A 23,634-nucleotide genomic window follows, 5' to 3' on the forward strand; every position below is an offset into this window, starting at 1 on the left:
GGGCAGACGTGGCAGCCGGAGCCGTCGTCGGGCGGGCCCGCGGCCGGGAGACTCGGACGGGTGAAGGAACTGGACCTCGCCGCCCCCGCCCCCGCCCGCGACCCCGCCCCGCCCCGCCGCACCCCCCGCGTCCACTACGGCTGGATCGTGGTCGCCGTCTCGCTGGTCGTCCTGGTCGGCTCGGCCGGGTTCCGCTCCACGCCCAGCCTGATGATGGACGCCCTGCACGACGAGTTCGGCTGGTCCCGCGCCACCGTCTCCAGCGCGGTCTCCGTCAACCTGGCGCTGTACGGGCTCACCGCCCCGTTCGCCGCCGCCCTGATGGACCGCTTCGGCGTCCGCCTGGTGGTGGTCTGCGCCCTGCTCACCATCTCCACCGGCGCGGGCCTCACCATGCTGATGTCCCACCCCTGGCAGCTGGTCCTGTGCTGGGGCGTGCTGGTCGGGCTCGGCAGCGGCTCGATGGCCGGGGCCTTCGCCACCACCATTTCCGGACGCTGGTTCCAGGCCAGGCAGGGCCTGGTCACCGGCGTCCTGACCGCCGCCGGGGCCGCCGGCAACCTGGTCTTCATGCCGCTGCTGGCCGCGCTCGTCGAGCACCACGGCTGGCGCACCGCGGTCGTGGTGGTCTCGCTCTGCGCCACCGCGGTGGCCGTTCCCGTCCTGCTGCTGATGCGCGAACGGCCCGCCGACGTCGGCCTGTTGCCGTACGGCGCGAGCACCGCCCCGCCGCCGCCGGTCACCGACGGGTCGGCGGTGGCCCGTTCGCTGCGGGTGCTGCGGCAGGCGGCCGGGCGGCGGGCGTTCTGGCTGCTGGCCGGCTCCTTCGCGATCTGCGGCGCCACCACCGTGGGCCTGGTCGGCACCCACTTCATCCCCGCCGCCCACGACCACGGCATGCCCGTCACCACCGGTGCCTCGCTGCTGGCCCTGATCGGCGTCTTCGACGTGGCCGGGACGATCGCCTCCGGCTGGTTCACCGACCGCTTCGACCCCGTCCGGCTGCTGGTCGCCTACTACGCGCTGCGCGGGCTCTCGCTGGCCTTCCTGCCCGCGCTGTTCGCCGGGAGCCTGCGGCCGCCGATCCTCGCCTTCGTGGTCTTCTACGGCCTCGACTGGGTCGCCACCGTCCCGCCCACCGTCGCGCTCTGCCGCCGCCACTTCGGCGAGGACGCCCCGATCGTCTTCGGCTGGGTCCTCGCCGCGCACCAGGTCGGCGCCGCCGCGGTGGCCGGGCTGGCGGGCCTGGCCCGCGACCGCTTCGGCGACTACGACGCGACCTGGTACGCGGCGGGGGGCCTGTGCGCGGTGGCGGTGGGCTGCTGCCTGGCGCTGCGCGGGCGGTCCGCTGAGCGGTAATGGTCACGTACCCTTATTGACCATGACACTGCGATTCGTCCTGGACCCCGAGCCGACCCCCGCCCTGCGGGAGGAGGTCACCGCGCTGTGGACGGAGGTCTCCAACGCCGGCGGCGCGGTCGGGTTCGTGCCGCCGGTGACGGTGGAGGACGTCCGGCCGGTGGCGGAGCGGCAGTTCGCGGCGCTGGAGCCGGACCGGCTGCTGGTCGGGTACGAGTCGGACGGCCGGGTCGTGGCGGTGGTGTTCTTCGAGGACATGCGGTTCGGGCTGATGGACCACTGGCGGATGCTGAAGCGGGTGATGGTGCACCCGAAGTCGCAGGGCCGCGGCTACGGGGCGCAACTGCTCGCGGAGGCGGAGCGGGTGGCCCGGGAGTGGGGCCTGGCGGGGCTGAAGCTGACCCTGCGCGGCGGGCACGGGCTGGAGGAGTTCTACCGGCGCAGCGGCTACGTGGAGGTCGGCCGGGTGCCGGGCGCGATCCGGGTCGCCCCGGGCGACGACCGGGACGACGTGACGATGTGGCTCGACCTGCGCGACCCGGCGGTGTGAGGTCGTGCTTCACTGGGAGGGCCTGCTGCCTGACGCGGCACTAGTACCCCAGCGCGCCCGCGGCGCGACCCGGCAACGAAGGACGATCCCGGTGAGCAGCAAGAACCACGCCACGCTCCGCTACACCTCGCTGCGGGCCAGCATCTTCCTGGCCTGCCTGCTGGTCGCCCTGGTGCTGGGGCACTTCAAGGTGATCCCGGTGGTGGGCTCGCTCGGCGTGCTGCTGCTGTTCGCGCTCGCCGCGGTCGCCTCCTCGGCGATCAGCTACGTGCTGCTGAGCAAGCAGCGCGACGAGATGTCCGCGCAGATCGCCGAGCGGATCGAGGCCCGCAAGACCCGCGCGGTGGCGCGCGACTCCGCGGAGGACGCGGCGGACGACGCGGCCCGGGCGGCCGCGGCCCGGCAGGCCCAGGCCGGCTGACCGGCGTTGGCGGACAGCCCGCCCGGCGGGGGCGCGCGGCGCCGCCCGACCGGCCGTGACGTGGCCCGGCTGGCGGGGGTGTCGCAGGCGACGGTGTCGCTGGTGTTCTCCGGCAGCGCCGGGCACCGGGTCTCGGAGGCCACCCGGGAGCGGATCCACGCCGCGGCCCGCGAGTTGGGCTACCGCCCGCAGGCCGCCGGTCGGCAGCTGCGGCTGGGCCGCAGCGGGATGGTGCTGCTGGCGGTGCCGAACCTGCTGGGTCCGTTCTTCGGCCGGGTGCTGACCGGCGTGCACGAGGAGGCGGCCCGGCACGGCCTGGCCGTGGTGGTCTCCAGCGGCTGGGAGGCGGCGACGCTGGCCGAGGCGGCCGCCGCCGGGCGTTTCGACGGGCTGCTGGTGTGCTCGCCGGACGACCGGCAGCTGGGCGAACTGCCCGCCGACACCGCGGCGGTGTTCCTGGACGCCGACCCCGCCGACCGGCCCGGCCGCCCCACCGTCGAACTGGACCTCGCGGCGGGCATGCGCGCCGCCGTCGACCACCTCGCGCGCCTGGGCCACCGGCGGATCGGCTACCTGCGCTCGGCGCACAGCGCGTACACCTTCCGGGTCCGGCGGGCGGCGTTCGCGGCGGCGTCCGCGGGCCTGGAGGTGCGGGAGCTGGCGGTCAGCCTGAACGAGGGCAGCCGGGAGGCGGAGCGGGCCGCCCGGGAGCTGCTGGCCGGGCCGGGGCGGCCCGGCGCGGTGGTCTGCGACGACGACGTGGTGGCGTCCGGCCTGTACCGGGCCGCGGCGGGGCTGGGGCTGCGGATCCCGCGGGACCTCTCGGTGGTCGGCATGGACAACATCCCGGTCGCCGAGCTGCTCAGCCCGCCGCTGACCACCGTCGACCTGCCCGGCGAGCGGCTCGGCCGGGCCGGACTGGCCACCCTGGTCGCCCTGCTGGACGGCGAAGTGCCGCCGCCGGTCGACCCGTTGGCGACCACGCTGGTGGTGCGCGACTCCACCGCGGCGGCCTGAGCGCCCGCCCGTCGCCCGAGCGCCCGCCCGTCGCCCGAGCGGCCTACTGCTGCCCGAGGACCATCCACTTCTCCGTCTCGGTCATCGGCTCGAACCCGACCTTGGCGTACACCCCGTGCGCGTCCTTGGTGGCCAGCAGCAGGCGGCGCAGGCCCAGTTCGGCGAGCTCGTCCCGGACGGCGGCGGCCAGCGCGGTGCCCAGGCCCAGGCCGCGGGCCTCGGGGGCGATGAACACGTCGCACAGCCAGGCGAAGGTGGCCCGGTCGGTCACCACCCGGGCGTACCCGACCTGGCGGCCCGAACCCTCCTCGTACAGGCCGAAGTTGAGCGAGTTGTCGATGGCCCGCTCCTGCTTCTCGCGGGGCCGCCCGAGCGCCCAGTACGCCTCCTCGGAGAGCCAGCGGTGCACGGCCGCCCGGTCCAGGCGGTCGGGGTCGGTGGAGACGTGGTACCCGGGGGGCAGTTCGAAACTGGTCATGCGGCGCATCCAAGCAGGCGGGCCGGGGTGCGGGCGAAGGGTTTCCGGTCGGGGAGACTGGGCCGATGTGGCGTGAACTGATCGCAGGGATCCCGGCGGACGCGGTGCTCGGCGCCCCCGCCGGGCCGGAGGAGCTCGCGGAGGTCGAGCGGGCGCTCGGGCAGCGGCTGCCGCGCGGGCTGGCGGAACTGCTGCGGGAGTGCGGCGGGGTCGGCGAGGACGCCGCCCTGGAGGTGGTGTGGAGCGCGGGGCGGATCGCCCGGGAGAACGCGCAGCTGCGCGCCGACCCGTCCCTCGCGCGGCTGTACATGCCGTTCGAGCCGTTGCTGTTCTTCGGCAGCGGCCCCGGCGGCGACCTGTTCGGCTGCCCGCGCACGCCCGAGCGCGAGGAGGTGTTCGTCTGGGACCACGAGACGGACAGCCGCACCCTGGTCTGCTACCGGCTGGAGGACTACCTGCGGCGGGCGCTGACCGAGGGCGGCGGCGACTGGTGGCGCGCGGACTGAGTCAGGCGGGCACCAGGGCGGCGGGGGCGGCGGCCGGGCGCAGCCGGGCGCGGGCGGTGAGCAGCAGCAGGCCGCCGAGGGCGATGCCGCCGGCGGAGCAGAGCGCGACGGCGTGCAGCGAGGCGTCGACCAGGGCGCCGGAGACGGCGTAGCCCGCGGCGTTGCCGGTGGCGAAGAGGGTGACCAGCCAGGCGAAGGCCTCGGTGACGGTGCCGACCGGGGCGAGTTCGGCGACCAGCACGAACGCGGCGGCCAGCAGCGGGGCCAGGCCCAGGCCGGAGACGAAGGCGAGCGCGGCCATCGGCCAGGGGCCGGGCAGGAGCAGCAGCGGCAGGTAGCAGACGGCCATGCCGAGGGCGAGCACCCAGGTCCGGGTCGCGGTGTCGGCCCGCCAGCGGGCCGCGCCGTAGGCCAGCGCGCCGAGCAGCCCGGCCAGCGCGGCCAGGGCGAGCAGGGTGCCCGCGCCGCCGGGCAGGCCGCCGGGGTGCTGCTCGGCGTACGCGATGAACAGCACGTTCTGCGCGCCGACCGCCCAGCCCGCCCCGGCCAGGCCCAGCAGCAGCAGGACCAGCCCGGGCGAGCGCAGCGGGCCGAGCAGCCCGGCGGAGGCCGCCCGCGGCGGGGCCTGCCAGGCCCGGGCGGGCGCGGACCCGGCCACCACCAGGGCGCCGAGCAGGCCCAGCACGGCGGCGGTCCACAGCGCGGCGGTGGGGGAGGCGGCCCCGGCGATCCCGGCGACGGCGAGCGGCCCGGCCACGTACAGCACCTGCTGGGAGGCGGAGTCGAAGGCGTACGCGGTGTCGAGCTGCTCCTCGGCGACCACGTCGGGCCAGAGCGAGCGCAGGCAGGGTTCCAGCGGGGGCATGCACAGCCCGGCGACGGCGGCGCCGAGCGGGGCGGCGAGCGCGGAGCCGGGGGCGAGGGCGAGCAGGGCGTAGCCGGTGCCGGCCAGGACGGCGGAGGCGAGCAGGACGCGGGGCTGCCCGGTCAGGTCGACGATCCGGCCGAGGACGGGCCCGCCGACGGCGGCGGCGATCGCGTACGCGGCGGTGGCCAGGCCGATCCGGCTGTACGGCGCCCCGGCCTCGCGCAGGGCGAGGGCGATGACCAGCGCGGTCATCCCGGCGGGGAGGCGGCCGAGCAGGGTGCCGAGCAGCAGCCGGGTGACGTGCGGGGCGCGGAGCAGTGCGGCGTAGCCCATGGGCGTCCTTCCGGCGGTGGGGTGTCGCTTCAAGTTATACGTATAACCGATGGGCGTCAAAGCTGGCCGGGACTGGCTGACGGCCCGTCAGGGAAGGGTGGTTCGGGAACGACCTCAAACAAGTACTTTGAACATCTCAAAGGTTTGTTGCTAATGTGCTGGCCATGACCACCGCAGACGCCGCGCGCCAGGCCGGGACGAGCACCCCGCTCGTGCCGTGCTGCCCGCGTCTGCCCGGTGCCGTGGACGGCCCGCGCCGCTGTCGCTCCGGCGGCTGTATGCGGGCGGCACGCCCCTCCTGACGCACCGACGCCACCGCTGTCGGCCCCGGGACTCCCCGCCCGGCCCCGCGTCCGTCGTGCCGCCGCCCCCGCCCCCTCCCCCCGCCTGCTCCACCACCCCCCGGAGACGCACACCCATGTCCACCGCGCCCGCGCCCACCCTGCTGGGACGCCTCCGCCGCACCCCCTTCTGGGTCCAGATCGTCGGCGGCCTCGTCCTCGGCCTGCTGCTGGGCTGGATCGCCCGCTCCGGCGACGTGTCCTGGCTGAAGACCACCCTCGACACCATCGGCAAGACCTTCGTCCAGCTGCTCAAGCTGGCCGTCCCGCCGCTGGTCTTCACCGCGATCGTCGTCTCGGTCGCCAACCTGCGGAACGTCACCAACGCGGCCCGCCTCGCCGTCCGCACCCTGTTCTGGTTTCTGGCCACCTCGCTGATCGCGGTCGCCGTCGGCCTCGGCCTCGGCCTGCTCACCGACCCCGGCAAGGGCGCCAACCTCTCCACCGCGGGCGTCAAGGGCGTGGAGAAGGGCGGCACCTGGGTCGACTTCCTCACCGGCATCATCCCGACCAACATCGCCGACGCCTTCCTCAAGGTGAACGTCCTCCAGATCGTCTTCCTCGGCGTGGTCGTCGGCGCGGCCGTCCTCAAGCTCGGCGAGAAGGCCGAGCCGGTCCGCAAGCTCTCCGAGGCGATCCTCGAACTCGTCCAGACCGCCCTGTGGTGGGTCATCCGGCTCGCCCCGCTCGGCACCCTCGGCCTGATCGGCAAGTCCGTCGCCGCCTACGGCTGGGACCTGCTCAAGCCCTTCTCCACCCTCACCGTCGACGTCTACGTCGGCTGCGCGATCGTCCTGTTCGGCGTCTACTCGCTGCTGCTGCGCTTCGTCGGCGGCCTCAACCCGCTGAACTTCTTCAAGGGCGCCTGGCCCGCGATCCAGCTCGCCTTCGTCTCCCGCTCCTCGGTCGGCACCCTGCCCGTCACCCGCCGCGTCACCGAGCGCCTGGGCGTCCCGTCCGAGTACGCGAGCTTCGCGGTGCCGTTCGGCGCCACCACCAAGATGGACGGCTGCGCCGCGATCTACCCGTCGCTGGCCGCGATCTTCGTCGCCCAGGTGTACGGCATCGACCTCGGCGTCAAGGACTACCTGCTCATCGCCTTCGTCTCGGTGATCGGCTCCGCGGCCACCGCCGGCCTCACCGGCGCGATCGTGATGCTCACCCTGACCCTCTCCACCCTGGGCCTCCCGCTGGAGGGCGTCGGCCTGCTGCTGGCGATCGACCCGATCCTCGACATGATGCGCACCGCCACCAACGTGGCCGGTCAGGTCGTCGTCCCGATCCTGGTCTCCGCCCGTGAGAAGACCCTCGACCTCACCGCCTACAACACCCCCACCGGCGACCTCCTCGCCGAGGACCGCCCGGCCACCGTCCCGGCCCAGGCCACCAACGAGCCCGTCGCCGCCTGACACCCGGCCCGCTCCGGCGCACCCGAAGGCCCGCACCCCGCGAGGGTGCGGGCCTTCGCACGTTGGAGTGAGACCGCTCGGGGCGAGGTGGGGCGGGGCGGTGCGGTCGGTAGCGTGGGAGCGACGAAGGAGGGGCCGATGAGCGCGCTGCCCGGCGAGCGGTCGTACGACGCCGTCGATCCGGAACAGGCCCTGAAGTACGCGATCCGGCACTACGCCGGCGATCGCGTCCAGATCGTGGAGGGGGTCATCGAGCCGCTGTCGCGGGGGTGGGACCACGAGGCGCTGGCGGACGGCATCCGGCACCAGCTGTCGTGCCGGGTCCGCGAGTTGGGTTGCGTGACGGGCTCGGGCGACCTCGACCTGCCGGGCTCCAGCAACTGGTACGTCCCGGACGTGGCGGTGGTGCCCGCGTCGCTCGCCAGGGGCAGTGGCGCGCTGCTGCCGGACCGGACGCTGCTGGTGGTCGAGGTGACCTCGGAGTCCAGCGGCGACACCGACCGGGTGGTGAAGCGGCGCCGGTACGCCGAGTACGGCGCGCCGCTGTACCTGCTGATCGACCGTCAGGACCGAGCCTGCACGCTGTTCTCCGAGCCGGGTGCGCTCGGGTACACCAAGGCGATCGGGCCGCTGCCGTTCGGCGAGCCGATCGAGCTGCCGGAGCCGTTCGGGCTGCGGGTGGACACCTCCCGGCTCTGATGCGGGGGGTCAGCTGGGAATTCGTCCTTGCCGGGAGAGCGGTGGTTGGGCGGATGCGGCGAAACCCGTGCCGGGTCAGGGCAGTTCCTCCGTTCAGCCCAGGAACTCCCAGGGGTTCAGGACGGCGACGCCGGTGCGGCCAGGTGCTTCACGTTCCGGCTGGCCACCGTCCAGCCGTTGGCGATCGCGGTGGCGGCGATCAGGGCATCCGGTGGGTCGACGCCCAGCCCAGCAGCCTTGAGGCGGCGGTGGATCGCCAGGTAGGCCAAGGCCTCGGGCTCGCCGATCGGTGCGATCCGCCCCTGGAACTCGTGCCGGAGGCCGTCGAGGGCCCGCTCGAAGACCGCCCGTCGGCGCGGATCCGGCGCGGCCGCGATGCCCGCCTCGATCTCGGCGACCGTGATGACGCTCAGCTGGAGGTCGGGAGCCGGAACGGAGCGCGCCCACGCCACGACGGCGGGGTCGGGGCGCGGGCGGGTGGTGAGTTCGGCCACGACGTTGGTGTCGAGGAGGTGGATCACTCGCCCCCCGCTTCGCCGTCGTACGACCGGCCGCCGAGTTCCAGCCCTTCGAAGGGCGCCGAGAGCAGGAAGCCGAGGAAACCGTCGGAGCCCTGGGTGGCCCAGCGGTGCAGCACGGCGGGCAGGGCGTCGATGTCGGTGTCGGCCAGCTCCGCGTCGAAGTGTCCGACCTGGTCGGCCGGGAGGGAAGCCCGGATCTCCCGGATGGTGCGCAGCGGGTGCACTCCCCGGGACGGTTCGGGGTGCGGGGCGTCGGAGGCTGTCGTCATGGTCGGCTCCTCCCGGGCGGGCCTCTTCGGCACCTGGGTGCCCGAACTTCGGTACCGAGGTTAGCCGGACGGCGGCGGCCGCGTCAGCGGCGGGCGTGGCGGATCTTGAGGCGGCCGAAGCCCGGGGTGCCGGTGATGCGGATGGTGGGGCCGGGGGTGGCGGCGGGGGTGCGCGGGGGGCGGTAGCGGATGGTCTTCCAGGACTGCTGGAGCCCGTCGAGGTCGACGGCGGCGTCGTGCGGGACGGTGATGGTGGCGCGGCCGAAGCCGAGGCCGAGGTGGATGTCGACGACGGGGTGCTCGATGACCGCGGCGCCGAGGTCGAGGTGGACCTTGGCGAAGGCGGAGGTGACGGTCAGCGAGCGCGGGACGCGCCAGGGGCCGCGGCGGACCAGGCGGCCGTTCACGGCGCTCAGGGTGACGGCGCTGCCGGGGGCCTCGGCGGGGAGGTCGTGCAGGACGGCGTCGAGGTCGGCGCGGACGGTGGCGGTGAGGGCCGCGTGGACGCGCTGGTCGAGTTCGTCCTGGGTGATCCGCTCCTCGGCGTAGGCGAGGTTGAGGCGGTCCACGGCGGCGTCGCGGTCGGCGGCGCCGATCCGGGTCTGCGGGCTGTCCGGGCGTGAGGTCACCCGGGCAGCGTAGCGGGGGGACGACCGGCGGACGGGAGGGGATGCTTCCTGGACGGTTGTCCGGATATCCTGGACACCTGTCCAGGAAGAGGAGATGGCCGTGACGGTCGTGGCGACGGTGCTGGTCGGGGCGGTGGCCCTGTTGCACGGGTACATCCTGGTGCTGGAGATGTTCCTGTGGGAGAAGGCCCCGGGCCGGGCGCTGTCCGGGTTCGACGCCGAGCTGGCCCGCCGGACGGCCCCGCTGGCGGCCAACCAGGGCCTGTACAACGGCTTCCTGGCGGCCGGTCTGGTGTGGGGCCTGCTGGCGGACGACCCGACCGGCTTCCGGGTGCGGGTGTTCTTCCTGGCCTGCGTGCTGGTGGCGGGCCTGTACGGCGGGCTGACCGCGAACCGCCGGATCCTGCTGGCCCAGGCCCTGCCGGGCGCGGTGGCGCTGGCCGCGGTGCTGGCGGCCGGATGAGCCGGCCGGGCGCGGCGGGCGCGGCGGGCGACCCGCGGGCCGAGCGGACCAGGGCGAAGCTGCGGTCCGCCCTGCTGGCGGAGTGCGCGGACCGCCCGCTGGCAGAGCTGGGCGTGGCGGCGGTGGCGCGCCGGGCGGGCGTCGGCCGGGCGACGTTCTACCTGCACTACCCCGACCTGCCGGCGCTGGCGGTGGACGCCTGCGCGGGCGTGGTCCGGGAGGCGGTGGACGCGCTGCACGCCTGGCGCGGCGTCGCGGACCCGGCGGCGCCCCCGTCCGCCCTGGTGGAGTTCTTCGGCCGGGCGGACGCCCACGCCGGGCTGTACCGCGAGCTGCTGGCGCCGGGCGGCGGCGGCCCGCTGGGGCCGGTGCTGCACCGGGAGCTGCGCGAGCGCAGCCGGACGGAGCGGGAGCTGGCCGGGGCGCCGGACGCGCCGCTGATCGCCTCGGCGGTGGCGGGCGCGTTCACCGGCGTCCTGGCCGACTGGCTGCACGGGCTGGTCGAGGAGCCCCCGGCGGCCGTCGCGGGACGGGTGTGGCGCCTGCTGATCGGCCTGCACCGCACGCCGCTGGCCTGACCGCGCACCGCGAGGGGAGGAGTCGTGCGCGGGCCGCGGTGCGCGACCGGCGTCGGGTGGGGACGGTGCGGGCCACGGCGGGAGCGCGGGGTGGGGAACGGCGCGCCGGTGAACGGCACGGGGTCGCAGCCGCCGGTGCCTGGTCCCGAAAGGGACGGCGCGGGGAAATGCGGGCGCAAACGGCGGAATGCGGCGGGAATGCGCGGAAAAGGCAGGAGGCCCGCCGGGGCGGGCCTCCTTGGGAACTGCTACTCGTACGGACCCGAGGGGCCGTGAGCGATCAAACGGGAGATCCCGTCTCAGACGGGGGTGACGTTCTCCGCCTGCGGGCCCTTCGGGCCCTGGGTGACGTCGAAGCTGACCGCCTGGTTCTCCTCCAGCGAGCGGAAACCGCTCGCGTTGATGGCGGAGTAGTGGACGAAGACGTCGGGGCCGCCGCCCTCCTGGGCGATGAAGCCGAAGCCCTTCTCGGCGTTGAACCACTTGACGGTTCCGGTCGCCATACCGTTCTCCTTGCGAGGGACGTTGTGGACACCACACCTTGTGGCGCCCGGGTCCGCTGCGCTGATCGCCCCGCCTCCGGACGAGTCCGGAGTTTTTCGCACAGTGCTCAATCAAACATCAATTGATGCCCTGATACTGCTGAAAAATTACAAAAAGCCTGCGGTTACATGCTCCGCAGGCTCCAAGTACTGCAAGGGGAATCAAACTGCAACTGAGTGGAACGGTAGCACGCGGTGGCTGCCCCGACCAGGGGTGAACAAGGGTGTCGGGCGGTGTGTCGGGCACCGGGTGCGAACCGTCCCAATCAGCGGGCATACCCTGCCGGGAGAGCACCAACGGCAAGGGAGCACACGGTGAGCAGTAGCGATGCCGGACGGCCGGAGAGCGCGGTCAGGCCGCGGGTCGGCCATATTCAGTTCCTCAACTGTCTTCCCCTCTACTGGGGCCTCGCGCGCACCGGGAACCTGCTCGACCTCGACCTCAGCAAGGACACCCCGGAGAAGCTCAGCGACCGGCTGGTGGCCGGAGAGCTCGACCTCGGGCCGATCACCTGCGTGGAGTACCTGCGCAACGCGGGCGAGCTGGTCGTCCTCCCCGACATCGCGGTCGGCAGCGACGGGCCGGTGATGTCCTGCGTGATCGTCAGCAAGGTCCCGTTGGCCGAACTGGACGGCCGCAGGGTCGCCCTCGGCTCGACCAGCCGCACCTCGGTCCGGCTGGCCCGGCTGCTGCTGGAGGAGCGCGAGGGCGTGCACCCCGAGTACTTCTCCTGCCCGCCCGACCTGGACGCGATGCTCGCCGAGGCCGACGCCGCCGTCCTGATCGGCGACCCCGCGTTGCGCGCCTCGCTGGAGCAGGCCCCCCGGCGGGGGCTGGCCGTGCACGACCTCGGCGCGATGTGGAAGGAGTGGACCGGGCTGCCGTTCGTCTTCGCCGTCTGGGCCGCCCGCCGCGAGTACGCCGAACGGCACCCCGAACTGACCGCCGCCGTCCACCGGGCCTTCCTGGAGTCCCGCGACCTCTCGCTGACCGAGGCCGCCAAGGTCGCCGAACAGGCCGCCCGCTGGGAGGAGTTCGACGCCCCGCTGCTGGAGACGTACTTCTCCGAGGCGCTCGACTTCTCGCTCGGCGAGCGCCAGTTGGCCGGGATCGCCGAGTTCGCCCGCCGGGTCGCCCACGACAGCGGCTTCGCCCCGGACGTGCCGATCCGGCTGCTGGCGAGCGCGCCCGCGGCGGTCTGAGCGGTTCGGCGTCCCGACCGGCCGCCGCCCTGGGATGATCGGACCCGGCCGGGAGGCCCGGAACGGGGAACGAGGGGGGCGGGCATGGAACCGTTGACGGTCGACGACCCGGCGGTGATCGGCGACTACCGGCTGCTGCGCCGCCTCGGCGCGGGCGGCATGGGACGGGTCTACCTGGGCCGGACCGCGGGCGGCCGGACCGTCGCGGTCAAGGTCGTCCGCCCCGAACTCGCCGACGACCCCGAGTTCCGGGCCAGGTTCCGCCAGGAGGTGGCCGCCGCCCGGCGGGTCGGCGGCCGGTGGACCGCCCCCGTGCTGGACGCCGACACCGACGGCCCCCGCCCCTGGGTCGCCACCGGCTACGTCGCCGGGCCCTCGCTCGGCGAGGCCGTCCGCACCGCCGGGCCGCTCCCCGTCCCCTCCGTGCACGCCCTCGGCAGCAGGCTCGCCGAGGCGCTGGAACAGGTGCACGCCCTCGACCTGGTGCACCGGGACGTCAAACCGTCCAACGTGCTGCTCGCCCTGGACGGGCCCCGGCTGATCGACTTCGGCGTCACCCGCGCGCTCGACGCCGCCACCACCCTCACCCACAGCGGCTACGTGGTCGGCTCGCCCGGCTTCATGTCGCCCGAGCAGGCCGCCGGGTCACCCACCGGACCGGCCGGCGACGTCTTCTCGCTCGGCGCGCTGCTCGCCTTCGCCGCGACCGGCACCGCCCCGTTCGGCGAGGGCGTCAGCGCCGCCGTCCTGCTCTACCGGGTGCTGCACGAGGAGCCCGCACTCGACGGCCTGGACGGCGAACTTCGCGCGGTGGTGACCGCCTGCCTCGCCAAGGACCCGGCGCTGCGCCCCACCCCCGCCGAACTGCGCGCCCGCCTCGCACCCGCCGCCACGGACGGCCCCGAGGGCTGGCTGCCCGGCCCGCTGGCCGCCGCGGTCGGCCGCGCCGCCGTCGAACTCCTCGACCTGGAGGGCGCCACCGGCCCCGTCGGCGCCGCCCCCGCGGACCGGGTGCCGACCGTGCTGGACGGCGGGCGGCGACCGGCGCCGGAACGGGAGCCGGAACGGGAGCGGGAGCGGCGCACCGGACGGCGGTGGGTGGCGGTCGCCGCCGCGGTGGTGCTGGCGGGCGCGCTGTACGGCGGGCTGGCGGCGAGCGGCAACCTGCCCTGGTCGCCGGACGGCCCCGGCCCGAGCGCCACGCCCGGGCAGGACACGGTCACCGGGACGGCCGGTGCCCGGGCGACCGCGAGTGGGAGTGCGAGTGCGAGCGGGACGGCGACGCCGGGGAAGGGCAGCGGGAAGGCGCTGCCCGACGCCTTCGTGGGCACCTTCAAGGGCACCATCACCACCAAGATCGTCCCGCTGGGGTCCACCTTCACCGTCACCTTCGCCCCGGGGAGGGTCGGCGACCAGGTCGGACGCACCAGCAACGCCTCCGCGTTCGACAGCACCGTCTGCCGGGGCGTGCTCACCCTGCTCTCGGTCGAGGACGGCAAGGTGCTGCTGCAGGAGCGTCCGGACGGCAGCGACAGCGCCTGCACCGGCGTCCCGGAGAAGCAGACGTACACCCTGCTCGGCGGCGGCGGACTGCACGTGACGGTCTCCGAGGCGGCGTTCGGCTCCGACCCGGAGGGCGACCTGGTCAAGCAGTGAGCGGCGTGGAACGGGCCTGCGGTGGGGCGGAAATGTGCTGGCGTAGGCTGGGCGGGTCCGGCCCTTCGACGAAGAAAGCAGGCCCGCCAGGTGTCCGAGCAGAACCTTTCCGCCACCCAGTTGCAGGCCGTGCTGGACCGCGCGGCCGAGGGCGGCCGGATCACCGCCGAGGAGGCCCTGGAGCTGTACCGGTCGGCGCCGCTGCACGCGCTCGGCTCGGCGGCGGACGCGTCCCGGCGGCGGCGGTACGCGGGGGTGGAGCACATCGCCACGTACATCATCGAGCGGAACATCAACTACACCAACGTCTGCGTGACGGCGTGCAAGTTCTGCGCGTTCTACGTGCCGCCGAAGAGCGACAAGGGCTGGTCGCGGGAGCTGGACGAGATCCTGCGCCGGTGCGCGGAGACGGTCGAGCTCGGCGGCACCCAGATCATGTTCCAGGGCGGGCACCACCCGGACTACGGGGTCGAGTACTACGAGGAGAACTTCGCCGCGATCAAGGCGGCGTTCCCGCAGCTGGTGATCCACTCGCTGGGCGCCTCCGAGGTCGAGCACATGGCGAGGATCTCGGGCGTCTCCGTGGAGGAGGCGATCACCCGGATCCACGCCGCGGGCCTGGACTCCTTCGCGGGCGCCGGGGCCGAACTGCTGCCGGAGCGGCCGCGGAAGGCGATCGCGCCGCTGAAGGAGTCCGGCGAGCGCTGGCTGGAGATCATGGAGACCGCGCACCGCCTCGGCGTCGAGTCGACCTCCACCATGCTGATGGGCACCGGCGAGACCAACGCCGAGCGGATCGAGCACCTGCGGATGATCCGCGACGTGCAGGACCGCACCGGCGGGTTCCGGGCGTTCATCCCCTACACCTACCAGCCGCAGAACAACCACCTGAAGGGCTCGACCCAGGCCACGGTCTTCGAGTACCTGCGGATGATCGCGATCGCCCGGCTCTTCCTCGACAACGTCGCGCACATCCAGGGCTCCTGGCTCACCACCGGCAAGGAGGCGGGCCAACTGTCGCTGCACTACGGCGCGGACGACCTCGGCTCGGTCATGCTGGAGGAGAACGTGGTCTCCGCGGCCGGGGCCAAGCACCGCTCCAACCTGCACGAGCTGATCCACCTGATCCGCACCGCGGGCCGGGTGCCCGCGCAGCGCTCCACCACCTACGAGCACCTGCGCGTCCTGGACGACCCGGCGAACGACCCGGTCGACCCGCGGGTCGCCTCGCACATCGCCTCCACCGCGATCGAGGGCGGCACCGCGCACCCCGAGCTGACCATCCTCGCGACGAACTGACCCGCGCGACGTGCTGACGCTGCACCGGGCCCGCCTGCTGTTCACCGGCACCGGGACGGCCGGGGACGGGACGGCCGGGGACGGGGCGCTCGAGGGCGGGACGCTCGCGGACGGCGCGGTGCTGGTCGACGGCGCGCGCGTCGCCGCGATCGGGCCCTTCGGGGAACTGGCGGGCGGCCCGGCGGGCGGCTCGGCGCGGGTCCGCGAGTGGCCCGGGGTGCTGGTGCCCGGGCTGCTCAACCGGCACGGCACCTGGCTGCTGGAGACCGCCTACCACCCGGACCCGCGGGAGGGGATCGGCGACCGGCCGCTGCTGCCGGAGCGGGAACTGACGGACGAGCAGCGGGGCGGCAGCGCCCGCCGCGGGTTGCAGCGGCTGCTCGCCCACGGCGCGACGGCCCTGGCCGGGCCGCTGCACCGCCCCGCCGTCCGCACCGCGCTGGCCCGCTCCGGCCTGCGCCACCTCCCCGGCCCGGACGCCGGACCGGGCCCGCTCGACCCGCTGGACGGGCGGGAGTTGGCGGAGGCCGTGCACCGGCCGCTGGCGGTCGGGGCGGCGGCGGACTTCGCCGTGTTCGCGGCCGGGACGGTCGAGGAGCTGGCGGGCGGCGGGGCGGACTGTCTCGCGACCGTGCTGGACGGGCGGCTGCTGTACCGGCGGCGGTAGCGGCGCGCGTCCCCCGGCCCGGCGGCGCTCAGTGGGTCAGGGCGGCGGCCGCGGTGGCCGCGTCGGTGGCGGGGGTGCGGGGGGCCAGGTCGGCGAGCAGGTCGTGGAGGCGGGTGCGCAGGGGGCCGGGGGAGGTGGCGACGGAGCCGCTCAGGACGAGGGGGCGGCCGGGGCGGGCGGTGGCGCGGACCAGGGCGGCGAGGTGGTCGGCGGCGCTGTCGGTGAGCGCGCGGGCGTCGGGGTCGCCGGTGGCGGCCAGGGCGCAGACGGGGGCGGCCAGTTCGGCGAGTCGGCGGGGCGCTCCGGCGTAGGCCCAGCGGAGCAGCGCCTCGGGGGTGTCGGCGGCGCAGTGCGCGCGGACCAGGGCGCCCAGCGGGCTGCCGGGGCGGGCGTGGGCCCGGCGCAGGGCCTGGCGGCCCAGCCAGAAGCCGCTGCCCTCGTCGCCGAGCAGCCAGCCGAGTCCGCCGTGCCGGTCGGCGACCCGGCCGGCGTCGAGCCGGACGCAGACCGCGCCGGTGCCCGCGATCAGCACCGTGCCGGTGCCGTCGGTGACGCCGCCGGAGGCCAGCGCGGGGACGCTGTCGGGGACGAGCAGGACGGGGACGTCGAGGCGCAGGGCCGCACGGCAGCGCTCGGCGAAGGCGGCGGGGTCGGGCAGGGCCCGGTGACCGGCCAGGCCGATCGCGCAGCCGGCCACCCGGCCGGGCGGCCGCCCGCCGAGTGCGGCGGTGGCGGCGGCGGCCAGGTGGGCGAGCGCGGTGCCGGGGTCGCCGCCGGCGGGGTTGGCGCCGGGGGCGCCGCCGCGGCCCAAGACGGTGCCGGCGCGGTCGGCGAGGACGGCGCGGGTGCGGCTGCCGCCGGCGTCCAGGCCGAGGTGGAGGGTCACCGGGTGGTCCCGGGGGTGCGGGTGAGGGCGCGGACGGCGGCGAAGGGGCGGCCCCGGTGGGCGGCGAGGGCGGTGCGGGCGTCGGCGGGCGGGCGGCCGGTGGTGAGGACGACCAGGGCGGTGGCGGTCTCGCCCGCGCAGGCGTCGAGGCAGGCGACGGCCTCCTCCGCGGTGACCTGACAGGACGTCACCAGGGTGCGGACGGCGCGGTCGCGGAGCTTCCCGTTGCGGGCGGAGGCGGTCACCATCAGGTTCGACCAGGTGCGCCCGGTGCGGACCATGAGGGCGGTGGAGAAGGCGTTCAGGGCGAGCTTCTGCGCGGTGCCGGCCTTCATCCGGGTGGAGCCGGTGACCACCTCGGGCCCGGTGTCGAGGACGACCAGCAGGTCGGCGTGGGCGGCGGCCGGGGTGTCGGGGTCGCCGGTGAGCAGGGCGGTGGCGGCGCCGGTGGCGCGGGCGGTGGCGAGGGCGGCGAGGACGTAACGGGTGCGGCCGCTCGCGGAGACGCCGATGACCAGGTCGGCGGGGCCGGGCCGGTCGGGGTCGGCCGGGTCGGGGGCGTCGTCCTCGGCGCGCTCGGCGGCCCGGTCGGCGGCCCGCGGGCCGCCGGCCAGGTGGGCGACCAGGGTCTCGGGGCCGACGCCGTAGGTGGGTCCGAGCTCCAGCGCGTCGCCGAGGGCGATCCGGCCGCCGGCGCCCGCGCCGTAGTAGTGCACCCGGCCGCCGCGCTCCAGGGCGCCGACCGCGGCGTCGACCAGGGCGGTGAGCTCGGGCAGGGCGGTGCGGACGGCGGGGGCCACGGTGGCGTCCTGGGCGTTGATCAGTTCCAGCAGGGCCCGGGTGCCGAGGGTGTCCAGTCCGGTGCTGAGCGGGTGGCGGCGTTCGGTCGGGGGCAGCCGGTCGAGGGTGTCAGACGGCGTAGGCATCGAGGCTCCACAGCGAGTAGGCGTAGGCGGTGCCCCGGGCGGTGAGGTCGAGCCGCAGGTAGCGGCCGGTGCCGTGCAGGCCGGTCAGGTACTCGACGCCGCCGGTGCCGCCGGTGACGGTGCGGACGGTGCTCCAGACGGTGCCGTCGGTGGACAGCTGGACGCGGTAGGCGCTGCCGTAGCCGGTGTTCCACACCAGCCGGACGCCCTCCACGGCGCGGACGGATCCGAGGTCGACGGTGATGTCCTGCGGGTCGGCGTAGGCGCTGGCCCACCGGGTGTACGGGTTGCCGTCGACGGCGTTGGGCCCGGTCAGGGTGGAGGCGTAGCTGCTGGAGACGGTGACGGGCCGGCCGGCGGCGAGGTCCTGGGCGGTGGCCTCGGGGCCGGCCGACCAGTCGAGGAAGGCCCGGGTGGCGGGGAGCCAGCCCTGGGCGCCGGCGCCGTCCTGGCAGGCGGTGTCGCAGACGGCGGGGTTGGAGCCGCCCCAGATCACGGCGCCGGGCAGGCCGAGGTCGCGCAGGGTGGCGAGCTGGAAGGCGAACTGGGCGGCGGGCACCCAGGTGAGCGAGAGCGCGCCGGTGCCGTCGTGGTACTGCGGCCAGACGTACGGCAGGACGGGCACCGCCGGGTCGATCTGCGCGGCGGCGGCCAGGTTGTCGCGCAGGGTGGACAGCCAGCTGTCGTAGCCGGTGGCGTAGGTGTACGCGGACGGGAAGAACGCGGTGTTCCGGTCCTGGGCGATCAGCTGCCGGTACAGGCCCTGGTGGGCGGTGGCGGTGTTGCCCAGCAGGCCGTACCAGCCGATGGTCTGGGTCGGGGCGACCTGCCGGGCCCAGGCCTGGAGGGTGGCGAGCCGGTTCAGGTGCTCGGCGGCGGTGGCGGCGGTGCCGGTGAGGTAGAGGCTCTCGCAGTCGAGGACCAGCGGGGCGCCCGGGTGGGTGTCGTACTGGGCGACCAGGGCCTTCCAGTCGGCTTCGGCGGGCAGGGCGCCGCCGGTCACCAGCGGGGTGCAGACCCGGTTGGGCACCAGGTTGGCGGGCACGGCGCCGTGGCCGACGGCGGCGGTGGCGTACGCGGTGTCGTCGTACAGGGTGAAGCCGGCCGGGGCGGCGTGCGCCGGGGCCGGGACGAGCGGCAGCAGGGCGGCGGCGAGGGTCAGCAGCAGGGTCAGGACGCGGCGCGGCCCGGGGGCCGGGCGGGGGGTGGCGGGCATCGGCGGGCTCCGTACGGGCTCGGGGTCAACGGGGGCGGCGCAGGCTGTGGCGGCGGACGGCGTCGTGGGCGCGTTCCAGGCCGTCCAGGATGCGGGCGTGGTCGTGCTGGGCGAGCGTGACGTAGAGGGCGTCCACGACGGTGAGCTGGGCGGTGCGGGAGGCGGTGCCGCCGCTGCGGAACTCGGTCTCGCGGGCGGCGGTGAGCAGCACCAGGTCGGCGGGCGCGGCGGCGGGGGAGCGGGGGTTGCTGGTGACGACGGCCGTGGCGGCCCGGGCCAGCCGGGCCTCCTCCAGCACCTCGACCACCTCGCGGGCCCGGCCGGAGTGGCTGATGCCGAGGGCGAGGTCGTCCGGGCCCAGCAGCGCGGCGGTCATCAGCGCGGCGTGCACGTCGCTGGCGAACACCGCGGCGTAGCCCAGGCGTTGGAGCTTCTGGGTGGCGTCGAGGGCGGCCAGGGCGCTGGAGCCGACGCCGACCACCAGGATCCGGCGGGCCTGCCGGACACGGTCGCCGAGGGCGGCCAGTGCGGCCAGGTCGAGGGCGGCGGCGGTCTCCTCGGCGGCCCGGGCGTTGGCCCAGCCGACCTTGCGGACCAGCTGCTCGGGGGTGTCGTCCGGGCCGAGGTCGGTGCCCAGGCCGAGGTCGGGGCGGGTGTCGGCGCGCAGCCGCTCGGCCTCGGCGGCGAGGCCGAGCCGCAGTTGGGCGTAGCCGCGCAGTTCGAGGCTGCGGCAGAAGCGGTGCACGGTGGCTTCGGAGGTGCCGGCGGCGCGGGCGAGTTCGGTGATGGTGCGGGTCGCGGCGGCGCCGGGGTCGGCGAGCACCAGGTCGGCGATGCCGCGTTCGGCCCGGGGCAGTTGGTCGCGGCGGCTGCGGACGCGGGCGAGGAGGTCATCGGGCACGGAGCGGTCCTTCCAGCGGGCGGTGCGGCGGTCGGTTCCGGGCCAGTCGCCCGGCCAGGACGTCCCACCGGACGGGGCCGAGCCCCTCGCCGGGGAACAGGCAGATGCTGCCCGATCCGGCCGCCAGGGTGTGGTCGAGCAGCGCCGCGAACCCGGCGTCGCCGACCGGCGGGCCCCAGTCGGCGTCCCGGCCGAGCACGGCGGCCGCGTCGGAGGTGGTCTGCACGACGGGCACCAGCGGGACGGCGGACTCGGTGGCCAGGACGGCCCGGGCCGGCCAGTCGGGGCCGCGGTGCAGGATCGCGTGGTACGTCATCGGCAGCAGCAGGTCGAGGAAGCCGGCCAGCCGGCGGGCGTCCTGGCCGACCGCGGCGCGGCGCCCGGCCTCGTCCGCGGCGGGGACCAGGAAGGCGCCGACCGGAAGGCCGGGGCGGGCGGCGCGGGCCGCCCCGGTGAGGAGGCGGGCGGCGGCGGTGACGGCGGCGGTGCGGAACTCCTCCCAGGCGGCGGCGTGGTGCGCGGCGATCCAGCGGGCGGCGGCCGCGCCCGGTCCGGGGGGCCGCAGGCCGGTCCGGGCGGTGAACTGCCGCAGCGTGTCGGGGTCGTAGGAGGCGGAGCGGGGCCGGGCGCCGGGGCGCAGTTCCTGCTCCCAGTGCAGCGGCCAGCGCAGGAAGTCCAGCAGCAGCCCGTCGACCGGGGCGGCGCGCAGGACGGCGGCGAGCCGGTCGGCGAGGCGGGCGTTCCACCCGGGGTCGTTGGGGCGGACGCCGGTGTACCACTCCATGGGCCGCCAGGTGCGGCCGTCCTGGTCGACGGCGGGCGGGCCCTTGGGGCCGCGGAAGCAGGCGAAGCTCCCGTACACCCGCAGGCCGCGGCGGCGGGCCCGGTCGGCGAGGGCGGGGGTGACCGCGTCGAGCTTGGTGACGACGGTGTCCAGCCCGGTCGCGGCGGCCCGGTCCAGCAGCCGGGGCAGCGACGGCGAGCCCGGATCGAGGAGGTAGCAGGAGCGCACGGGCCGACCCTAGCCACGTGGCAGAAAGTCGTAAATAACTTTCACGTCGATTCGAGAGATAGCAGGCCATCGCGTAGTACGGCGCAATGCTGGGAAACACTTCCGCAATTTACCGAGTGAGATTGAAAGTTATTTACGAGATTTCGTTGACACCGGCGGAACCCCGCACCCAGCATGAGGCCACCTCACCCCCAGCCCACACGGCCCGTCCGGGAGTCCCGCCATGCCCACGTACCGCCAGACCGCCGCCGCCCTCGGCACCGCCGTGCTCGCCGCCGCGGTGCTCTCCGGCTGCTCCTCCACCACCGGCCGGGCCGCGCCGGCCGGGCCCGTCGACAAGCCGCTGTCCACCGCCGTGCCGGCCGGCTTCACGCTGCGCGTCGCCGACCAGAACGACCTGCTGAGGACCACGCTGGCCGCCGCCGGGCAGGACAAGGACCTCCCGTACGGGATCAGCTGGTCCTCGTTCCAGGGCGGCCCCGCCGTGCTGGAGGCGTTCCGGGCCGGTGCCGCCGACGTCGGCTTCGTCTCCGACGCGCCGGTGGTCTTCGCCCGGGCGCACGGACAGGACGCCCGGGTGGTCGGCGTGGTGCAGAACAGCCCGGACGCCGTCCACCTGTGGACCTCGCCCGGCAGCACCGCGAGGACCGTGGCCGACCTCAAGGGCAAGAAGATCGCCTACACCGAGGGCACCACCTTCCAGCCGGCCGTGCTCAACGCCCTGGAGAACGCCGGCCTGAAGCCCGGCGACGTCACCCTGGTCAAGCTCAACCCGCCGGAGATCCCCGCCGCACTGGCCGCGGGCCAGGTCGACGCCGGGACCCTCACCGAGCCGCTGGTCAGCAAGTACGCCACCGGCTACCAGGACAGGGGCGCCCACGAGCTCGACGGGGACAAGGGCCTCACCAGCGGCCTGCAACTGCTCATCGCCCCCGGCAAGGCCGTCGCCGACGACGCCACCGCCGCCGCCCTCGCCGACCTGGCCGCCCGCTTCACCCGCGCCGAACTGTGGATCACCCAGCACAAGGACGCCTGGGTGCAGTCCTACTACGTGGACTCCCAGAAGCTGCCCGCCGAGGTCGGCCGCGCCGTGGTCGCCAACAACGGCACCGCCACCATTCCCGACCAGGCCACCGCCGCCGCCCGGCTGCAGAAGATCGCCGATGTGCTGACCGGGGCCGGGGTGATCGGCGGGCTCGACGTCTCCGCCGTCTTCGACCGCCGCTTCGACGCCGTCCAGGCCGCCGCGGCCAGGGGCTGACCGATGACGGCCACCGAAGCCCCCGCCGCCCGACGCCCCCGGGCCCGGCGCACCGGCCCGAGGCCCGGCCCGGGCGCCCGGCGGCGGATCCCGTTCGCCCGCGCGCTCGGCCCGCTGCTGCTGCTCGCCCTCTGGCAGCTCGCCTCCGCCACCGGCGTGCTGGACCCGCAGACCCTCGCCCCGCCCGGCGCGGTCGGACGGCAGGCCTGGGACCTGCTGAGCAGCGGCCAACTCGGCCACCACCTGTGGGTGTCTCTCCAGCGCGCCGCCCTCGGACTGGCCTTCGGCACCACCGCCGGGGTGCTGCTCGCCCTGCTGGCCGGGCTCTCCCGGCTGGGCGAGGCCCTGATCGACGGGACGGCGCAGTTGTTCCGGGCGCTGCCGATCCTCGCCCTCGTCCCGCTGGCCATCCTCTGGTTCGGCATCGGCGAGGAGGTGAAGGTCGTCCTGGTGGCGCTCGGCACCTTCTTCCCGGTCTACGTCAACACCCACGCCGCGCTCACCGGCCTCGACCTGCGCTGGGCCGAACTCGCCCGCACCGTCGGCCTCGGCCGCCTCGGCTTCCTGCGCCGGATCGCCCTGCCCGGCGCCGCACCCGGCTTCTTCACCGGCCTGCGACTGGCGGTCACCGTCTCCTGGCTGGTGCTCGTGGTCAGCGAGCAGATCAACGCCGACAGCGGCATCGGCTACCTGATGGAACAGGCCCGCACCTTCGGCCAGACCGACGTCATCGTGGTCGGCCTGGCCGTCTACGGGCTGCTCGGCCTGGCCTCCGACACCCTGGTCCGACTCCTGGAGAGGCGAGCCCTGCGATGGCGCACGACACTCGGCTGACCACCCCGACCCCGGCCCCGGCCCCGTCGCCGGGCGGGGTGCGGCTGCGCGGCCTGCGCCGCTCCTACGGCGGGCGCACCGTCCTGGACGGCGTCGAACTCGACATCCCCAAGGGCGGGTTCACCGCATTGCTGGGCCACAGCGGCTCCGGCAAGTCCACCCTGCTGCGCGCCGTCGGCCACCTGGACGACGGCGCGGACGGGGACGGCCTGGTGGAGGTCCCCGAACCCAGCGCGGTGGTCTTCCAGGACGCCCGGCTGCTGCCCTGGGCCCGGGTCCTGGACAACGTGGTGCTCGGCCTGCCGGGCCCCCGCGCCGCCGCGCGCGCCCGCGGCCGGGCCGCCCTGGCCGAAGTCGGCCTGGCCGACCGGGAGCGCGCCTGGCCCGGCACGCTCTCCGGCGGCGAGGCGCAGCGCACCGCCCTCGCCCGCGCCCTCGTCCGGGAACCGGAACTCCTGCTGCTGGACGAGCCGTTCGGCGCCCTCGACGCGCTCACCCGGATCCGGATGCACGCCCTGCTGCGCGACCTGTGCGCCCGGCACCGCCCCGCGGTGCTGCTCGTCACCCACGACGTCGACGAGGCGCTGCTGCTCGCCGACCGGGTCCTCGTCCTCACCGACGGCCGGTTCTCCCTCGACCTCCCCCTCCCCGGCCCCGCCGGACCGGACCGGCGCCGCGACCCGGCCTTCGCCGTCCACCGCGAGCGCCTGCTGGCCGCGCTCGGCGTCCCGGACGGCGGGAGGTGAGGGCCGGTTCCCGGAGCCCCGGTCGCCGCCCCGCTTTCTGACTC

General features: G+C 75.5%; 27 protein-coding genes. 16 read left to right on the plus strand and 11 right to left on the minus strand.

Annotated features, from left to right (window positions below; genetic code table 11):
• Positions 1 to 60 precede the first annotated feature (60 nt).
• From ACFY00_RS10600 to ACFY00_RS10615, 4 genes are all read left to right on the plus strand, one after another.
• Positions 61 to 1,359, plus strand: a complete 1,299-nt coding sequence (locus tag ACFY00_RS10600; protein ID WP_388029535.1) for an MFS transporter — start codon at positions 61 to 63, stop codon at positions 1,357 to 1,359.
• Positions 1,360 to 1,381: 22 nt separating this feature from the next.
• Positions 1,382 to 1,909, plus strand: a complete 528-nt coding sequence (locus tag ACFY00_RS10605; RefSeq protein ID WP_388029536.1) for a GNAT family N-acetyltransferase — start codon at positions 1,382 to 1,384, stop codon at positions 1,907 to 1,909.
• 91 nt (positions 1,910 to 2,000) lie between these two features.
• On the plus strand, positions 2,001 to 2,330 hold the full coding sequence (locus tag ACFY00_RS10610) for a DUF4229 domain-containing protein (protein ID WP_388029538.1): 330 nt from the start codon (positions 2,001 to 2,003) through the stop codon (positions 2,328 to 2,330).
• Positions 2,331 to 2,390: 60 nt separating this feature from the next.
• Positions 2,391 to 3,347 (plus strand): LacI family DNA-binding transcriptional regulator, encoded by a 957-nt coding sequence (locus ACFY00_RS10615; RefSeq protein ID WP_388029811.1) that lies wholly within the window; start codon positions 2,391 to 2,393, stop codon positions 3,345 to 3,347.
• A gap of 43 nt (positions 3,348 to 3,390) precedes the next feature.
• On the opposite strand, the gene ACFY00_RS10620 is transcribed toward ACFY00_RS10615, so the two are convergent.
• Complete coding sequence (locus tag ACFY00_RS10620; protein ID WP_388029541.1) at positions 3,391 to 3,825, minus strand: GNAT family N-acetyltransferase; 435 nt, start codon at positions 3,823 to 3,825, stop codon at positions 3,391 to 3,393.
• A gap of 65 nt (positions 3,826 to 3,890) precedes the next feature.
• Here ACFY00_RS10620 and ACFY00_RS10625 point away from each other — a divergent pair, with 65 nt between their 5' ends.
• Complete coding sequence (locus ACFY00_RS10625) at positions 3,891 to 4,331, plus strand: SMI1/KNR4 family protein (protein ID WP_388029542.1); 441 nt, start codon at positions 3,891 to 3,893, stop codon at positions 4,329 to 4,331.
• Position 4,332: 1 nt separating this feature from the next.
• Here ACFY00_RS10625 and ACFY00_RS10630 read toward each other — a convergent pair whose 3' ends face one another.
• Entirely contained in the window at positions 4,333 to 5,532 is a 1,200-nt protein-coding gene (locus ACFY00_RS10630; protein WP_388029544.1) for an MFS transporter, read from the minus strand.
• Positions 5,533 to 5,950: 418 nt separating this feature from the next.
• Between ACFY00_RS10630 and ACFY00_RS10635 the strand changes: the two genes are divergently transcribed.
• Together ACFY00_RS10635 and ACFY00_RS10640 are read left to right on the plus strand one after the other, a co-directional pair.
• Entirely contained in the window at positions 5,951 to 7,282 is a 1,332-nt protein-coding gene (locus ACFY00_RS10635; protein WP_388029545.1) for a dicarboxylate/amino acid:cation symporter, read from the plus strand.
• A 138-nt stretch (positions 7,283 to 7,420) separates the two neighbouring features.
• Positions 7,421 to 7,981: a Uma2 family endonuclease gene (locus ACFY00_RS10640; protein WP_388029547.1), complete on the plus strand. Its 561-nt coding sequence runs from the start codon at positions 7,421 to 7,423 to the stop codon at positions 7,979 to 7,981.
• Positions 7,982 to 8,097: 116 nt separating this feature from the next.
• On the opposite strand, the gene ACFY00_RS10645 is transcribed toward ACFY00_RS10640, so the two are convergent.
• From ACFY00_RS10645 to ACFY00_RS10655, 3 genes are all read right to left on the minus strand, one after another.
• Positions 8,098 to 8,502 carry a PIN domain-containing protein gene (locus tag ACFY00_RS10645; protein ID WP_388029548.1) on the minus strand — a complete coding sequence of 135 codons (405 nt, stop codon included), beginning with the start codon at positions 8,500 to 8,502 and terminating at the stop codon, positions 8,098 to 8,100.
• The gene (locus ACFY00_RS10650; RefSeq protein ID WP_388029550.1) at positions 8,499 to 8,771 is read right to left on the minus strand and encodes a hypothetical protein; all 273 of its coding nucleotides are present in this window, start codon (positions 8,769 to 8,771) and stop codon (positions 8,499 to 8,501) included. The genes ACFY00_RS10645 and ACFY00_RS10650 overlap by 4 nt, the downstream gene beginning before the upstream one ends.
• A gap of 83 nt (positions 8,772 to 8,854) precedes the next feature.
• Positions 8,855 to 9,400: a DUF1707 domain-containing protein gene (locus ACFY00_RS10655; RefSeq protein WP_388029552.1), complete on the minus strand. Its 546-nt coding sequence runs from the start codon at positions 9,398 to 9,400 to the stop codon at positions 8,855 to 8,857.
• Positions 9,401 to 9,494: 94 nt separating this feature from the next.
• On the opposite strand from ACFY00_RS10655, the gene ACFY00_RS10660 reads away from it, so the two are divergent.
• Together ACFY00_RS10660 and ACFY00_RS10665 are read left to right on the plus strand one after the other, a co-directional pair.
• Positions 9,495 to 9,863, plus strand: a complete 369-nt coding sequence (locus ACFY00_RS10660) for a DUF1304 domain-containing protein (protein ID WP_388029554.1) — start codon at positions 9,495 to 9,497, stop codon at positions 9,861 to 9,863.
• On the plus strand, positions 9,860 to 10,441 hold the full coding sequence (locus ACFY00_RS10665) for a TetR/AcrR family transcriptional regulator (RefSeq protein WP_388029557.1): 582 nt from the start codon (positions 9,860 to 9,862) through the stop codon (positions 10,439 to 10,441). Before ACFY00_RS10660 ends, ACFY00_RS10665 begins: the two co-directional genes overlap by 4 nt.
• 299 nt (positions 10,442 to 10,740) lie before the next feature.
• On the opposite strand, the gene ACFY00_RS10670 is transcribed toward ACFY00_RS10665, so the two are convergent.
• A complete protein-coding gene (locus ACFY00_RS10670) occupies positions 10,741 to 10,944 on the minus strand; it encodes a cold-shock protein (RefSeq protein WP_003998944.1) in 204 nt (67 codons plus the stop codon).
• Positions 10,945 to 11,298: 354 nt separating this feature from the next.
• On the opposite strand from ACFY00_RS10670, the gene ACFY00_RS10675 reads away from it, so the two are divergent.
• From ACFY00_RS10675 to ACFY00_RS10690, 4 genes are all read left to right on the plus strand, one after another.
• Positions 11,299 to 12,186 (plus strand): menaquinone biosynthetic enzyme MqnA/MqnD family protein, encoded by an 888-nt coding sequence (locus tag ACFY00_RS10675; protein ID WP_388029559.1) that lies wholly within the window; start codon positions 11,299 to 11,301, stop codon positions 12,184 to 12,186.
• 84 nt (positions 12,187 to 12,270) lie between these two features.
• Positions 12,271 to 13,842 carry a serine/threonine-protein kinase gene (locus ACFY00_RS10680; protein ID WP_388029560.1) on the plus strand — a complete coding sequence of 524 codons (1,572 nt, stop codon included), beginning with the start codon at positions 12,271 to 12,273 and terminating at the stop codon, positions 13,840 to 13,842.
• A gap of 90 nt (positions 13,843 to 13,932) precedes the next feature.
• Positions 13,933 to 15,141, plus strand: a complete 1,209-nt coding sequence (gene mqnC / locus ACFY00_RS10685; protein WP_388029562.1) for a cyclic dehypoxanthinyl futalosine synthase — start codon at positions 13,933 to 13,935, stop codon at positions 15,139 to 15,141.
• A 10-nt stretch (positions 15,142 to 15,151) separates the two neighbouring features.
• The gene (locus ACFY00_RS10690) at positions 15,152 to 15,808 is read left to right on the plus strand and encodes a hypothetical protein (protein ID WP_388029564.1); all 657 of its coding nucleotides are present in this window, start codon (positions 15,152 to 15,154) and stop codon (positions 15,806 to 15,808) included.
• 28 nt (positions 15,809 to 15,836) lie between these two features.
• On the opposite strand, the gene ACFY00_RS10695 is transcribed toward ACFY00_RS10690, so the two are convergent.
• From ACFY00_RS10695 to ACFY00_RS10715, 5 genes are read right to left on the minus strand one after another with little or no spacing between them, the layout of a single operon-like run.
• Positions 15,837 to 16,694, minus strand: a complete 858-nt coding sequence (locus ACFY00_RS10695; protein WP_388029565.1) for an N-acetylglucosamine kinase — start codon at positions 16,692 to 16,694, stop codon at positions 15,837 to 15,839.
• Complete coding sequence (locus ACFY00_RS10700) at positions 16,691 to 17,620, minus strand: N-acetylmuramic acid 6-phosphate etherase (RefSeq protein WP_388029567.1); 930 nt, start codon at positions 17,618 to 17,620, stop codon at positions 16,691 to 16,693. Before ACFY00_RS10700 ends, ACFY00_RS10695 begins: the two co-directional genes overlap by 4 nt.
• Positions 17,604 to 18,836, minus strand: coding sequence for a discoidin domain-containing protein (locus tag ACFY00_RS10705; RefSeq protein ID WP_388029570.1), 1,233 nt, complete (start codon positions 18,834 to 18,836; stop codon positions 17,604 to 17,606). The genes ACFY00_RS10700 and ACFY00_RS10705 overlap by 17 nt, the downstream gene beginning before the upstream one ends.
• A 25-nt stretch (positions 18,837 to 18,861) precedes the next feature.
• Complete coding sequence (locus ACFY00_RS10710; RefSeq protein ID WP_388029572.1) at positions 18,862 to 19,737, minus strand: MurR/RpiR family transcriptional regulator; 876 nt, start codon at positions 19,735 to 19,737, stop codon at positions 18,862 to 18,864.
• The gene (locus ACFY00_RS10715) at positions 19,727 to 20,749 is read right to left on the minus strand and encodes a hypothetical protein (RefSeq protein ID WP_388029573.1); all 1,023 of its coding nucleotides are present in this window, start codon (positions 20,747 to 20,749) and stop codon (positions 19,727 to 19,729) included. Before ACFY00_RS10715 ends, ACFY00_RS10710 begins: the two co-directional genes overlap by 11 nt.
• A 223-nt stretch (positions 20,750 to 20,972) precedes the next feature.
• Here ACFY00_RS10715 and ACFY00_RS10720 point away from each other — a divergent pair, with 223 nt between their 5' ends.
• The 3 genes from ACFY00_RS10720 to ACFY00_RS10730 are packed head-to-tail and all read left to right on the plus strand — an operon-like array spanning position 20,973 to position 23,590.
• Positions 20,973 to 22,010 (plus strand): ABC transporter substrate-binding protein, encoded by a 1,038-nt coding sequence (locus ACFY00_RS10720; protein ID WP_388029575.1) that lies wholly within the window; start codon positions 20,973 to 20,975, stop codon positions 22,008 to 22,010.
• A gap of 3 nt (positions 22,011 to 22,013) precedes the next feature.
• The gene (locus tag ACFY00_RS10725) at positions 22,014 to 22,844 is read left to right on the plus strand and encodes an ABC transporter permease (protein ID WP_388029577.1); all 831 of its coding nucleotides are present in this window, start codon (positions 22,014 to 22,016) and stop codon (positions 22,842 to 22,844) included.
• A complete protein-coding gene (locus tag ACFY00_RS10730; protein WP_388029579.1) occupies positions 22,823 to 23,590 on the plus strand; it encodes an ABC transporter ATP-binding protein in 768 nt (255 codons plus the stop codon). Before ACFY00_RS10725 ends, ACFY00_RS10730 begins: the two co-directional genes overlap by 22 nt.
• Positions 23,591 to 23,634 lie beyond the last annotated feature (44 nt).

The sequence above is a fragment of the Kitasatospora sp. NPDC001540 genome (assembly GCF_042894345.1).
Lineage (GTDB): Bacteria > Actinomycetota > Actinomycetes > Streptomycetales > Streptomycetaceae > Kitasatospora > Kitasatospora phosalacinea_C.

Excerpts from the sequence above, each read along its gene's own strand:
- ACFY00_RS10725 (WP_388029577.1), top strand. The coding sequence starts at position 22,014 with ATGACGGCCACCGAAGCCCCCGCCGCCCGACGCCCCCGGGCCCGGCGC.
- ACFY00_RS10705 (WP_388029570.1), bottom strand. The coding sequence starts at position 18,836 with ATGCCCGCCACCCCCCGCCCGGCCCCCGGGCCGCGCCGCGTCCTGACC.
- ACFY00_RS10720 (WP_388029575.1), top strand. The coding sequence starts at position 20,973 with ATGCCCACGTACCGCCAGACCGCCGCCGCCCTCGGCACCGCCGTGCTC.
- ACFY00_RS10730 (WP_388029579.1), top strand. The coding sequence starts at position 22,823 with ATGGCGCACGACACTCGGCTGACCACCCCGACCCCGGCCCCGGCCCCG.
- ACFY00_RS10700 (WP_388029567.1), bottom strand. The coding sequence starts at position 17,620 with ATGCCTACGCCGTCTGACACCCTCGACCGGCTGCCCCCGACCGAACGC.
- ACFY00_RS10635 (WP_388029545.1), top strand. The coding sequence starts at position 5,951 with ATGTCCACCGCGCCCGCGCCCACCCTGCTGGGACGCCTCCGCCGCACC.
- ACFY00_RS10665 (WP_388029557.1), top strand. The coding sequence starts at position 9,860 with ATGAGCCGGCCGGGCGCGGCGGGCGCGGCGGGCGACCCGCGGGCCGAG.
- ACFY00_RS10680 (WP_388029560.1), top strand. The coding sequence starts at position 12,271 with ATGGAACCGTTGACGGTCGACGACCCGGCGGTGATCGGCGACTACCGG.
- ACFY00_RS10650 (WP_388029550.1), bottom strand. The coding sequence starts at position 8,771 with ATGACGACAGCCTCCGACGCCCCGCACCCCGAACCGTCCCGGGGAGTG.
- ACFY00_RS10630 (WP_388029544.1), bottom strand. The coding sequence starts at position 5,532 with ATGGGCTACGCCGCACTGCTCCGCGCCCCGCACGTCACCCGGCTGCTG.
- ACFY00_RS10640 (WP_388029547.1), top strand. The coding sequence starts at position 7,421 with ATGAGCGCGCTGCCCGGCGAGCGGTCGTACGACGCCGTCGATCCGGAA.
- ACFY00_RS10670 (WP_003998944.1), bottom strand. The coding sequence starts at position 10,944 with ATGGCGACCGGAACCGTCAAGTGGTTCAACGCCGAGAAGGGCTTCGGC.
- ACFY00_RS10625 (WP_388029542.1), top strand. The coding sequence starts at position 3,891 with ATGTGGCGTGAACTGATCGCAGGGATCCCGGCGGACGCGGTGCTCGGC.
- ACFY00_RS10620 (WP_388029541.1), bottom strand. The coding sequence starts at position 3,825 with ATGACCAGTTTCGAACTGCCCCCCGGGTACCACGTCTCCACCGACCCC.
- ACFY00_RS10660 (WP_388029554.1), top strand. The coding sequence starts at position 9,495 with ATGGCCGTGACGGTCGTGGCGACGGTGCTGGTCGGGGCGGTGGCCCTG.
- ACFY00_RS10605 (WP_388029536.1), top strand. The coding sequence starts at position 1,382 with ATGACACTGCGATTCGTCCTGGACCCCGAGCCGACCCCCGCCCTGCGG.